This is a genomic window from Lacticaseibacillus zeae subsp. silagei (genome assembly GCF_030770335.1).
Taxonomy (GTDB): domain Bacteria; phylum Bacillota; class Bacilli; order Lactobacillales; family Lactobacillaceae; genus Lacticaseibacillus; species Lacticaseibacillus zeae.
Genome location: NZ_CP132484.1, coordinates 1,855,909 through 1,867,522, shown reverse-complemented (window position 1 = coordinate 1,867,522; position 11,614 = coordinate 1,855,909). Strand labels below are relative to the sequence as shown.

The 11,614-nt window shown below is 47.4% G+C and carries 10 protein-coding genes and 1 riboswitch; of the genes, 7 read left to right on the top strand and 3 right to left on the bottom strand.

Annotation, left to right across the window (positions count from 1 at the left end; genetic code table 11):
* Positions 1 to 2: 2 nt before the first annotated feature.
* Complete coding sequence (locus LACZS1_RS08815; protein WP_070651804.1) at positions 3 to 1,220, top strand: GNAT family N-acetyltransferase; 1,218 nt, start codon at positions 3 to 5, stop codon at positions 1,218 to 1,220.
* 128 nt (positions 1,221 to 1,348) lie between these two features.
* Here LACZS1_RS08815 and LACZS1_RS08810 read toward each other — a convergent pair whose 3' ends face one another.
* The 3 genes from LACZS1_RS08810 to LACZS1_RS08800 all read right to left on the bottom strand — a co-directional run bounded on the left by LACZS1_RS08810 (position 1,349) and on the right by LACZS1_RS08800 (position 4,367).
* Complete coding sequence (locus LACZS1_RS08810) at positions 1,349 to 2,299, bottom strand: diacylglycerol/lipid kinase family protein (RefSeq protein WP_070651805.1); 951 nt, start codon at positions 2,297 to 2,299, stop codon at positions 1,349 to 1,351.
* Positions 2,300 to 2,467: 168 nt separating this feature from the next.
* The gene (gene rnjA, locus LACZS1_RS08805; protein WP_070651806.1) at positions 2,468 to 4,150 is read right to left on the bottom strand and encodes a ribonuclease J1; all 1,683 of its coding nucleotides are present in this window, start codon (positions 4,148 to 4,150) and stop codon (positions 2,468 to 2,470) included.
* 4 nt (positions 4,151 to 4,154) lie between these two features.
* A complete protein-coding gene (locus tag LACZS1_RS08800) occupies positions 4,155 to 4,367 on the bottom strand; it encodes a DNA-dependent RNA polymerase subunit epsilon (RefSeq protein WP_010488611.1) in 213 nt (70 codons plus the stop codon).
* Between the two features lie 544 nt (positions 4,368 to 4,911).
* Here LACZS1_RS08800 and LACZS1_RS08795 point away from each other — a divergent pair.
* From LACZS1_RS08795 to LACZS1_RS08770, 6 genes are all read left to right on the top strand, one after another.
* Positions 4,912 to 5,361, top strand: coding sequence for a hypothetical protein (locus tag LACZS1_RS08795; RefSeq protein ID WP_029345504.1), 450 nt, complete (start codon positions 4,912 to 4,914; stop codon positions 5,359 to 5,361).
* Positions 5,362 to 5,746: 385 nt separating this feature from the next.
* On the top strand, positions 5,747 to 6,301 hold the full coding sequence (gene def, locus LACZS1_RS08790) for a peptide deformylase (RefSeq protein ID WP_010488607.1): 555 nt from the start codon (positions 5,747 to 5,749) through the stop codon (positions 6,299 to 6,301).
* Positions 6,302 to 6,406: 105 nt separating this feature from the next.
* Positions 6,407 to 6,570: riboswitch (M-box (ykoK) riboswitch) on the top strand.
* A 216-nt stretch (positions 6,571 to 6,786) separates the two neighbouring features.
* Positions 6,787 to 7,602: a P-type ATPase actuator domain-containing protein gene (locus tag LACZS1_RS08785; protein ID WP_070651807.1), complete on the top strand. Its 816-nt coding sequence runs from the start codon at positions 6,787 to 6,789 to the stop codon at positions 7,600 to 7,602.
* A gap of 261 nt (positions 7,603 to 7,863) precedes the next feature.
* Positions 7,864 to 8,976 carry a pyruvate dehydrogenase (acetyl-transferring) E1 component subunit alpha gene (gene pdhA, locus LACZS1_RS08780; protein ID WP_047106059.1) on the top strand — a complete coding sequence of 371 codons (1,113 nt, stop codon included), beginning with the start codon at positions 7,864 to 7,866 and terminating at the stop codon, positions 8,974 to 8,976.
* A 2-nt stretch (positions 8,977 to 8,978) separates the two neighbouring features.
* Entirely contained in the window at positions 8,979 to 9,956 is a 978-nt protein-coding gene (locus LACZS1_RS08775) for an alpha-ketoacid dehydrogenase subunit beta (protein ID WP_010488601.1), read from the top strand.
* A 17-nt stretch (positions 9,957 to 9,973) separates the two neighbouring features.
* Positions 9,974 to 11,614: a dihydrolipoyllysine-residue acetyltransferase gene (locus LACZS1_RS08770; RefSeq protein WP_070651808.1), complete on the top strand. Its 1,641-nt coding sequence runs from the start codon at positions 9,974 to 9,976 to the stop codon at positions 11,612 to 11,614.

The following is an 11,614-nucleotide window of genomic DNA, read 5'->3' as shown; positions in this document are numbered from 1 at the left end:
GTATGGAGGACAACATACGCAAGTCACTGGTCATTAAGCCAGTGACACCTAAGGATCTTGAGCAGTTCAACGATCTTTTGACTTATGTGTTTCAGGTCACGCAAAAAGACTTAGAACAATCTGGCTATGAAGAAGGCGAGTTGGAGCGGGCCAAGCGTCCGGTTTTGGAAAAGTCAGATGTGTTGGGGTGGTTCCATAAAGATGAGCTTGTTAGCTCGCTTGCTATTTATCCTTGCACGGTGAACATTCATGGGACGTTGTATCAAATGGCCGGACTAACCGGCGTCGGGACTTATCCGGAATACGCGGGTCATGGGCTGATGCATGATTTAGTTAAGTTGGGCTTGGAGCATATGCGCAGCCACAAACAATGGATTTCGTATCTGTATCCTTACAGCATTCCGTTTTATCGCAAAAAAGGTTGGGAGATCATGTCGGATCATCTCACGTTTGACGTTAAGGATACTCAGCTGCCGAAACAGGTTAATGTGCCTGGCCACGTTGAACGTCTGGAAATTGATGATCCTGACGTGATTGAAACGTACAACCGCTTCGCCATGAAAAATCACGGCGCCATGATTCGCAACCAGTTAAACTGGGATGAGTATTGGCGCTGGGAAAATGAAGAAGAACGGACTGCCGGTGTGTATTATAATGCCGATGATCAACCTCAAGGCTATGTTTTGTATTGGATTGCGGACGAGGTTTTCCACGTGAAGGAAATGATCTACACCAATCAGGAAGCCCGCGTCGGGTTGTGGAACTTCATCAGTGCCCATTTTTCGATGGTGACACATGTTAAAGGCAATATTTACAAAAATGAGCCGTTGCATTTTCTCTTGGATGACGGGGATATCTATCAAACCATTAAACCTTACTTCATGGCGCGGATTGTGGATGTCAAAGCCTTCTTGGCACAATACCCGTTTGCAACCGAGACGACGGAACCATTCCACTTTATTGTGAGTGATCCGTTAGCGCCATGGAACAACGGCACCTTTGGGGTTTATTGGGATGAAAATCAGCAGGTGCACATTACCGATCGGCCGGTTGGTGAAGCCATTACGACAGACATCCAGACGCTGACGACCATGCTCATGAGTTATCGGCGGCCTTCTTATTTGGCTCAAATCGAACGGCTTTCGGCAAGTAAACACGCCATTAAATTGTTGGAAAATGCCGTGCCAATGGAAGAGCCTTACTTTTCGGATTATTTCTGATTGGATTTTGGTAGCACAATTTAAGTAACCGGTTTAGCGCACGCTGATCAATACGAACACTGAATAGCGCGAAAAGGCACCGCAGTTTGTGAAATTTCACAAAACTGCGGTGCCTTTCTGTCATTCATTTAAATACTGCGGTCAATCCAAAAACGTTGGCTGGCTACCGAAAAGTCAATTTCAAATGGTCGTGTCCCCATCTCCTCACCATCCATCTGACCGAATTCTAACGAGCTAGTCTCGACTGTTAGTTTATTCGCATGAAAAAGATGAACGGCTTTACTGGTAGGCGTTTTACCACGCAAAAGTTGCAGCATCGCCAAGGCCCAGGAGACGATATTGAACCATTCCACGATCACCAAGTCTAACTGGCCATCAGTCGGATCGGCGGGTTTGTAAAGCCGGACGCCGCCGCCGAAGTAGGGAATATTCGTGGTTGTGCAAATATAGGCATGGTGAAAAAAATGGCGGACGCCTTTTTCATAAACTGCCACCGGAAAAGGGCGGCGGGTCAGTAACATGCCGAGAACATGGAATAAGTAGGTTAACTTGCCGAGGTGGAATTTGTTTAACAGTTGTTTGCTGTCGCTATGATTGGCGGCATTGACGACGGCTGCATCAAACCCGATGCCGATATTGTTGACAAAATATCCGGATTCATCGCGGGTTCGTTCGTGGTAGCGACCGATATCAATTGTAACCGGGTTAGAAGCTTGCAGAATCTGTTCTAGCGCATGCATCGGGTCCTCTGACATACCGATGCCGCGGGCGAAATCATTGCCCGATCCGGCTGGTACATAGGCAACCGGGATGTCATGTTGGCGAGTGCCGATTAATCCATTGATAGCCTGATTCAACGTGCCATCGCCGCCGATCACCAACAGAACCGGGCGTTCATGCGTGTTGAAGTTACCGATCTGTTTGGTAATAACGTTGGTATGGCCAGGATAACGCGAAGTTTTGATTGCGTAAGGCAACTGGCGCTGGTCCAAGACGGCCTTAACCTGTTTAAAAATCGGGATGGCCGCACCGCCACCAGCCGCCGGGTTATAGATAAGATAATAAAAAACAGCCGCCATCAACTTTCCTCCTAATCAGACACGCAATCAATTATACCGAAAAACTGAAGAAAAACAATGCAATGACGTCTTCTCCAGAGGCCAAAAAAATACCGTACTGCCGGCAACAATGCGGCAGTACGGTCATAATCGACATTTTGAATGACGATTGTTTTTGACAAGTCAGCTTTAAAGTAAAATCAACATCGGCAAAATAACTGGATGTCGTTCGGTCTTATCGAACAGAAATTCCTGCAAGTTACTGATAATTGCGTCTTTTAAACTTGCTTCCGTTACTTTTTCATTATTGGAAAAAGTGGATTTGATCGTGCGATAAACTCGCCGTTGGGCTTGGTTGATCAATTCGCCAGATTCACGCATGTAGATGAATCCGCGTGAGAGCAAATCCGGGCCAGCCAAAACAGCTTGCTTCTGCATGTTGATGGTTGCTACGACCACAACCAGCCCTTCTTCAGACAACATGCGACGATCGCGGATAACCGCATTGCCGATGTCGCCGACGCCGCTGCCATCGATGTAAACGTCGCCAGCAGGGAAGTGGCCCGCGATCCGCGCACTTTTTCCCGTGAGCGCCAATACGTCACCATTTTCCATGATGAAGCAATTCTTTTCCGGAACCCCGCATTGTTGGGCAAGTTCACAGTGAATCTTTTGCATCCGATATTCACCATGGCAGGCCATGAAAAATTTCGGTTTGATCAGGCGCAACATCAATTTCTGATCTTCTTGACCACCGTGGCCGGAAGTATGGACGTTGTTGACTTTGCCATGAATCACTTCGGCACCGGCTTCGCTCAGTTGGTTAATCACATGGTTGACGCTAACCGTGTTACCCGGAATCGGATTACTGGAGAAAATGACGGTGTCGCCGGGCTGGATGCTGATTTGGCGATGGGTACCATTCGCAATCCGACTTAAAGCAGCCATTGGTTCACCTTGCGAGCCGGTACACAGAATCATAACCTTATCAGCAGGTAGTGAATTCAACTGATGGGCATCGATTAAAACATCGTCGGGGATATTCAGATAACCCAGCTCACGGCCATTGACCATGGCTGTTTCCATCGAACGGCCAAAGACCGCAATCTTGCGGCCATGTGCCATGGCGGCATCAGCAGCCTGCGCAATTCGTGAAATGTTGGACGCAAATGTCGCGAAGATAATACGCCCATCAATCCGATCAAAAATATGGCGAATCGACTTGCCGACAAACCGTTCAGATTTGGTAAACGTCGGGATCTCGGCATTGGTCGAGTCAGACATTAAGACTAGGACGCCTTCTTCGGCGAAACGACACATTTTTTGGAAATTCGGTGAAGGTTGGTCACCAACCGGCGTCAGATCAAACTTAAAGTCACCGGTCTGAATGACAATTCCCTGTGGCGTGTGGACGGCAATACCCAATGTATCCGGGATACTGTGGGTGGTGCGGAAAAACTCGACACTCAGTTTTTTAAACTTTAAAACGGTGTCTTCATTGATCTCCGTCAGCTTTGTTGTGCGTAACAAGCCGTGTTCCTCGAGCTTGCCGCGAATCAAGGCGGCTGCTAACGGCCCGGCGTAAATCGGGACGTTTGGAACCTGCTTAAGGAAATAAGGAATCCCGCCGATATGATCTTCGTGGCCATGGGTAATAACCAAAGCTTTGATCTTATCTTTGTTCTGGACTAAATAGGAGTAATCGGAAATGACATAATCAATACCAAGCAGATCATCTTCAGGAAATTTGATCCCCGCATCGATGACGATGATTTCATCTTGGAATTGAACCCCGTACATGTTCTTCCCGATTTCACCTAAACCGCCGACAGCAAAGACGGCGGTTTCGTTATTTTTAATATTTAATTTCATATGATTAGAAGGTGGTCAGCTTAAAGTTGGCTGACTTTTCCTCATACTCCAGGAAATTTCCGGAGAGTTCCTGGATAAATTCAATGTTGTAAGGCGTGTTCGCTTCTACAAGTGCACGCGCTTCAACCGCAGATGGCGCCTCGAGGTAAAGCGTCTGGGTTGTTTCCCGCCGCGGATTTTGGACCTTGTCTTTTTGATATAAGACTTTGTAGATCATGATTGGACTCCTTCCGTGGTACAAAAAGAAAGGAAGTGTGACAAAATGGCTTCCGAAAAAAGGGACACACCACCGAGATAACGAACCATAAAAAAACATGGTCGATCTCCTTGGAATGGCCGATATTTCGCACCGATTGAACCGCAAAATGGCAACAAAACACCCTTACTGTGGTTCATTTCTTGCCACAACTCCTAAAACCTTTATGACCGATCGATTTGTTGTGAATACAACAGCTAGCAACAGTTTAGCATAATCAAGAAGGAATGAACAGAGAACGCATTTTGAAGAGGGTAGTTACATGTTGAACAGCAGGATTGGACGGTGCGCAGCGGATTTTAGTGATTACCATCACCACTTTTCTACGTCAGCTTCCGCGTTAACAAACGCGATTGCGAGTTGAAAAATGAGTCAGCACTTTTCAGAATTTTAGCTTAACGGCGATGACTGCCAAATGTTTTTGTCTGATTAGCGAGTTGCGACTGGTTTTAGGTATAATAATGATAGAAGACACGAAGGTGCGATCTAGAAGGGGGTGGACGTCATAGTATGGTTTTTAGTCGTCTTGTTACTGGTTGTCGTGGCAATTCTCTTAGCATTTAGGAAACGCTGGCGGCGTAACAAAGCCATTCAAATATTACTTCATCACAGCCAACGATTAACAGATCAAACAATGGCGGCAGCTTTACAGACACTGGATTTTCCCGTCGCTAAGCCGTTGGTGTCAAAACCGATGGCAGACATATGGGGACATGGCATCATGGCATTTTCATATCAATTACCGTTACAAACAAAAACCCTCAAACAGCAGCCCCTTGAAAAAGCTTTGCAGAACGCAGCCGAAGAACTGGACATTGCCAGTTCGGATCCTGCATTGCCGCCTTTTGTGATCACCGATTTTTTTGTGTTGGACGGCCAATTGCATGTCGATGTCGCGTTCATCACCAACCAAGCAACCATTGAGTATGTCCGTGATGTCAATCGCGTGGCGTGAGAGAATGATGTAGAAGGTGCAGTGCACAGTCATTGTTGTTGCACAGATCATCCTTTGCAGTGACCAAGCGGTTAAAAGGTAAAATTCCCAACTCCCCAGAAACTTCAAAATGAAAGGAACCGATCCAAGGCTGAGGAATAGTGCTTGGATCGGTTCTTTTTTAACGCCATTATACGTTTTAACATCGAGCGGGTTCCGCACTATGCTAATAAGTAACAACACGAACCAGAGAAAATGGGAACAACAACATGACCATTAAGCGTACAGAAAATTAAATGCTTTTTTATTGAATGCGGCCTTTGCCGTACAAGATGTTTCATGCTTTGCTTTTCACACTTGCAGCGGTGTGCTAATCTAGTAAAAGAAATGAACGGAGGTACGGATCTTGTATTTAATGAAGGATATCACTCGTGACGGCGCTAAAGTTTTGCGTGAAAGAGCTAAGCCGGTAACGTTTCCTCTTTCTGATGAAGACAAAAAATTGGCTCACGACATGATGGCCTATCTGGTGATTAGTCAAGATGAAGAGCAAAACGAAAAATACCATTTGCGCCCCGGCGTTGGTTTGGCAGCACCGCAAGTCGGCCAGAGCAAAGCGATGGCTGCGGTTCTCGTGCCCGGAGAAAATAACGAAATCCTTTTCAAGGAAGTTTTGATCAATCCGCGGATTATCAGCAACAGCGTACAGCACGCTGCTCTTGCTGAAGGTGAAGGCTGCTTGTCTGTTGATAAAGATATTCCCGGTTATGTCGTTCGCGCCGATCGCATCACGATTGCTTATCAAAACGAGGCCGGAGAACATAAAAAAGTCCGTCTTAAGAACTATCCTGCCATTGTGTGCCAGCACGAGATTGACCACTTGAATGGTGTTTTGTTTTACGACCACATCAATAAGGAACATCCCTTCTCAATCGATCCAAATGCTGTTTTGATTCATTAAAACAGCTGAATTTTCATTGCGGTCGGCACAATTGTGGAAGAGGGTGCGTGTTATTGTTGACAACCCTCTTTTCATCGGCTACTATAGATTACGGTAAATAAATACGGTGCTTTCCGTTAGGTGAGGCTCCTATACGAACAATGTTGCTGCTCAGAAACATCGAGAGATGCCAATTGAGTCAACTGCGTTTGCCCATTAAGGCTTACGCTAACGCAACTGAAGCTCGCTTCTAGGCGTATAGTGCTAAAACTAAACGATTGGGATGCTATTTCTGCACGTCCTCAATCGGCGTGCAGTTTTTTTATCTGAGGGAAAGTAGAAAAGGTGGTGAGCATAATGGAACAATCTTCAAAGAGTAGCGGTAGTAGCAGCGATTTAGCGGATCCCGGAAGGCCCATTATGCTGCCGCTACGATCTCTTAAGTGAAATTAATGGATTTGGCAGCATCGCGGCTCTTTTCGGGATATACGGAAAGGAGTTTGTCGATGTTGATGATGATATCAAGCGGCCTGACGCGCTATGAAGCGCAAAGGGCTCAAAAAGCAGTGACATCCCACCAGAATCCGATCAGCAAGACAAAACTCTTTTTGCCTTTGCTGGCGGTACTGGCTGGTGTGAGCAGCCTAATTAGCTTTGTCAGTCACAGCTGGCTTTTAACTGCTATCATTGCGATACTGCTTGGATTTTTGATGGCTGTGTTCGTTTATTTGATCACAGCGTTGACTCGGCATCAAAGCAATCCCCAACAATCAGTGTTGGTCGTGCGTGAAGGACTGGTTCGTCAGGTTCAAGCGCAAGACCTTGTCGTTGGTGATGTTTTGATGCTGACAGCGGGAGAAAAACTGCATGTTGATGTTGCATTGTCTCCTGAAGCGCACGTAACCTTGCCAAGTGACATGGCCGGGCTGCTGGTTTTGTTGAATCAGCAGGTGCCTGCTGGAGTGGGCGTAGCTGGTGCCGTGATGGCGACCGACGCCCAAGCAACTGTGACTGCAGTTTGGAATAATGGTCTACTGGACCGTGCGTTAATGCAGCTTGCGAATCAATCCACAAATCTAGCGTCAACTTCACTTGTAATGAGTGCGGTTACCGCTATGACGCTTGCGTTGAAACAGATTTGCTATGTGGCTCGCATGACTGTATCAGTTCTCCCAGCAGAATTGTTCAAAAGCAAACAAATAAATCGTGCAGTGCAAACTCATTTGGATATGGATTTTGCACGCCACGCCACCTTGGTTGGCGCCATGAAACATCATAGTAAAACCAGTGATTTCTGGCACAACCAAGATCCGGTCTCGTGATGCACGGACAATGTTTTGAAGATAAAGAGGCACGTGCTTGTGAAGTAGCGTGCTCTTTTTGTGTCTTAATGAAAAAGGCCGTCTGTTATAGTCTGATAATGACATAACGGGCGGCCTTTTTTCGCAAAAAGTACTTCTTGTGTACCTTGAAATAAAACGCTTGCAACGACAATTTTGCAATGTTACGCTTTGTTTGTAAAGATTTTCATTAGTACAGTTTTCCTGGGTTAATAACTACAGGAATGGAAAGAGGTTCTGATTATGGCAAAACAGCATGCTGCAGTTGATTTTAAACGACTGTTAGACAATCAAGATGCCGATTTTAAGCCAACAATCCAGATTCTGGATGAAGTCGGCAAAGTCGTTAATCCTGATATCATGCCCGATCTCAGTGATGATCAGTTGGTTGATTTAATGTCCAAGATGGTTTGGCAACGGGTGCTTGATCAACGAGCAACAGCGCTAAACCGGCAAGGGCGTTTAGGGTTTTATGCGCCGAGTGCAGGCGAAGAGGCCAGCATGATTGGCAGTCATGCGGCAATGAAAAAAGAAGATTGGCTGTTGCCGGCTTATCGTGATTTACCGCAGCTGATCCAGCACGGACTACCATTGGACAAGGCATTTCTCTGGTCACGGGGTCATGTCGCCGGTAACGAATATCCGGAAGATTTCCATGCATTGCCGCCACAAATCATTATTGGGGCGCAATATGTGCAGACTGCCGGCGTTGCGCTTGGCTTGAAAAAAAATGGCAGCGATGAAGTCGCGTTTACGTATACCGGTGATGGTGGTACGTCACAGGGGGATTTCTATGAAGGCGTTAACTTTGCCGGACACTTTAAAGCACCGGCACTCTTCATCGTTCAAGACAACGGCTTCGCGATTTCCGTTCCGCGTGCCAACCAGACGGCAGCCAAGACGCTGGCTCAAAAGGCGGTAGCTGCCGGGGTTCCTGGTGTGCAGGTTGACGGTATGGATGCACTGGCTGTTTATGAAGTTACCAAAGAAGCCAGAGCTTGGGCCGCGGCCGGCAATGGTCCGGTTTTGATTGAAACACTGACTTATCGGTATGGTCCGCATACGTTGTCAGGCGATGATCCGACAAGGTATCGTTCAAAGGAAACCGATGAATTGTGGCAAAAACGCGATCCGCTGATTCGAATGCGCAACTTCCTCACCGATAAAGGTTTGTGGAGCAAGGACAAGGAAGATGCCTTGATCGAAAAGGTTAAAGACGATATTAAGAATGCCATTAACGAAGCCGATAAGGCACCGCAGCAGACAGTATCGCGGTTCCTGAAAGATACCTATGAGGAATCACCGCAGAATGTGGCTGAACAACTGGCAGAATTTCAAGGAAAGGAGTCGAAGTAACCATGGCACAAAAAACAATGATCCAAGCCATCACTGATGCGCTTGATGTTGAGTTGGCGAACGACCCTAAAACCTTGGTATTCGGCGAAGATGTAGGTAAAAACGGCGGGGTCTTCCGGGCAACGGATGGCTTGCAGGCTAAACACGGTGAGGATCGCGTCTTTGATACGCCACTTGCCGAGTCAGGCATTAGCGGATTGGCCATTGGATTGGCATTAACCGGCTGGCGGCCGATTCCCGAAATCCAGTTCTTTGGGTTCGTTTTTGAAACCATGGACAGTATTGGCGGCCAGATGTCACGGATGCGGTATCGAATGGGTGGTACGCGTTCCATGCCGATTACCATTCGGGCACCATTTGGCGGCGGGGTTCATACGCCAGAAATGCACAGTGATAACTTTGAAGGCTTGATCGCTCAATTTCCTGGCATGCGGGTCGTTATTCCAAGTAACCCGTACGATGCTAAAGGTTTGCTGATTAGTTCCATTCGCAGCAATGACCCAGTGTTATTCCTTGAACACATGAAACTTTACCGGTCGTTCCGTCAAGATGTTCCAGAAGGGACTTACACGGTGCCGCTGGATAAGGCAGCGGTAACGCGTGAAGGAACCGACGTGTCGATCATCACTTATGGTGCGATGGTTCGTGAAGCGCTCAAGGCGGCTGATAATTTAGCTAAAGATGGCATCAATGCTGAAATTGTTGATTTACGGACCATTGCCCCACTTGATGTTGAGACCATCATTGCATCGGTTAAGAAAACGCATAAGGCAGTGGTCGTTCAGGAGGCTCAGCGGATGGCCGGTGTTGCAGCCAACGTCATCAGTGAAATTTCTGAGCGGGCAATTCTGTCACTTGAGGCACCGATCGGTCGGGTTGCGGCTCCTGATACGCCGTTCCCATTTGGTCAAGCCGAAAATATTTGGCTGCCAAATGCCAAGGATATTGAAGCTAAAGTTCGGGAAACCGTTAATTTCTAGAGAGAAGAGGTGCCAACATGGCTTTTGAATTCAAACTGCCAGAACTTGGCGAAGGTTTGGCAGAAGGTGAAATCGTCAAGTGGGACGTTAAACCTGGTGATGAAATCAAGGAGGATGACACCCTTCTTGAAGTTCAGAGTGATAAAAGTGTCGAAGAAATTCCGTCGCCAGTATCCGGGAAAATTTTAAAGATTTTAGTACCGGAAGGCGAAACAGCTTCTGTCGGTGATTTGTTGGTTGAAATTGATGATGGCTCAGGCGCGCCTGCACAGTCGGCAGCACCAGCAGCTTCTACTGCTGCACCAGCTGCACCTGCGCCGGCCGCTGCTAAGTCGGTGTATCAGTTTAAGCTACCGGAATTAGGCGAAGGCTTGGCAGAAGGCGAAATCGTCAAGTGGGACGTTAAACCTGGTGATGAAATCAAGGAGGATGATACCCTTCTTGAAGTTCAGAGTGACAAGAGTGTCGAAGAAATTCCATCTCCAGTTACCGGAACAGTTGTCAAGATTCTGGTTCCTGAAGGGGAAACGGCATCTGTCGGCGACGCATTGGTTGATATCGATGCTCCAGGGCATAACGATACGCCAGTTGCCGGTGAACCGGCAGCCACACCGGCACCGAGTGCTGCTGGCGCGGAGACAGCTTCCGCATCAAGCCCAGCAACGGGTGCCGTACCAGCCATAACAGATCCAAATCGCGAAATTTTGGCAATGCCGTCTGTTCGGCAATATGCGCGTGAGCAAGGTATTGATATTTCGCAAGTGCCTGCAACCGGCAAGCATGGCCGCATTACCAAAGCTGACGTTGATGCGTTTAAGGCAGGCGGTTCAACTACAGCAGCAGCTCCGGCACAACCAGCGCCAGAAGCAGCTAAGTCTGCTCCGGCTCAAGCAGCACCGGCAGCACCAAAGCCACAACCTGTTGCACCATATGTTTCGAGTGGCAGTGAAGCCGAACTTGAAACACGTGAAAAGATGACCCCAACTCGTAAGGCAATTGCGAAGGCAATGCTGTCATCTAAGCAGCGAAGCCCGCATGTCACGAGCTTTGATGAAGTCGAAGTTTCCAAGTTGATGGCTCATCGCAAGAAGTACAAGCAATATGCAGCAGATAAAGGCATCAAGCTGACCTTCTTGCCATACATCGTCAAGGCATTGGTCACCGTTTTGCGGGAATACCCGGAATTTAATGCGTCTATTGACGATACCACCGATGAAATTGTCTACAAGCATTACTTCAACATCGGGATTGCAACCAACACGGATCATGGCTTGTACGTGCCGGTAATCAAGAACGCCGATGCGAAGAGTATGTTTGAAATTGCCAAAGAGATCAGTGACAATGCGCAGAAAGCCTATGACAGCAAGTTGAAACCAGATGAAATGCGTGGCGGTTCCATGACCATCAGTAATGTCGGATCAATTGGCGGCGGCTGGTTCACGCCGGTTATTAATCAGCCGGAAGTCGCGATTCTTGGTGTCGGTAAAATTGCCAAGGAACCATACGTCAATGCCGATAACGAAATTGTTGTCGGTAATCTGCTGAAGCTGAGTTTGAGTTATGATCATCGTCTAATTGATGGTGCGCTGGCGCAAACAGCATTGAATCTGATGGACAAATTGTTGGCAGATCCTGATCTGCTGTTGATGGAGGGATAA

Coding starts and splice junctions, on each gene's coding strand:
- LACZS1_RS08775 (WP_010488601.1), top strand. CDS start 8,979: ATGGCACAAAAAACAATGATCCAAGCCATCACTGATGCGCTTGATGTT.
- LACZS1_RS08785 (WP_070651807.1), top strand. CDS start 6,787: ATGTTGATGATGATATCAAGCGGCCTGACGCGCTATGAAGCGCAAAGG.
- LACZS1_RS08800 (WP_010488611.1), bottom strand. CDS start 4,367: ATGATCTACAAAGTCTTATATCAAAAAGACAAGGTCCAAAATCCGCGG.
- pdhA (WP_047106059.1), top strand. CDS start 7,864: ATGGCAAAACAGCATGCTGCAGTTGATTTTAAACGACTGTTAGACAAT.
- LACZS1_RS08815 (WP_070651804.1), top strand. CDS start 3: ATGGAGGACAACATACGCAAGTCACTGGTCATTAAGCCAGTGACACCT.
- LACZS1_RS08770 (WP_070651808.1), top strand. CDS start 9,974: ATGGCTTTTGAATTCAAACTGCCAGAACTTGGCGAAGGTTTGGCAGAA.
- LACZS1_RS08810 (WP_070651805.1), bottom strand. CDS start 2,299: ATGGCGGCTGTTTTTTATTATCTTATCTATAACCCGGCGGCTGGTGGC.
- rnjA (WP_070651806.1), bottom strand. CDS start 4,150: ATGAAATTAAATATTAAAAATAACGAAACCGCCGTCTTTGCTGTCGGC.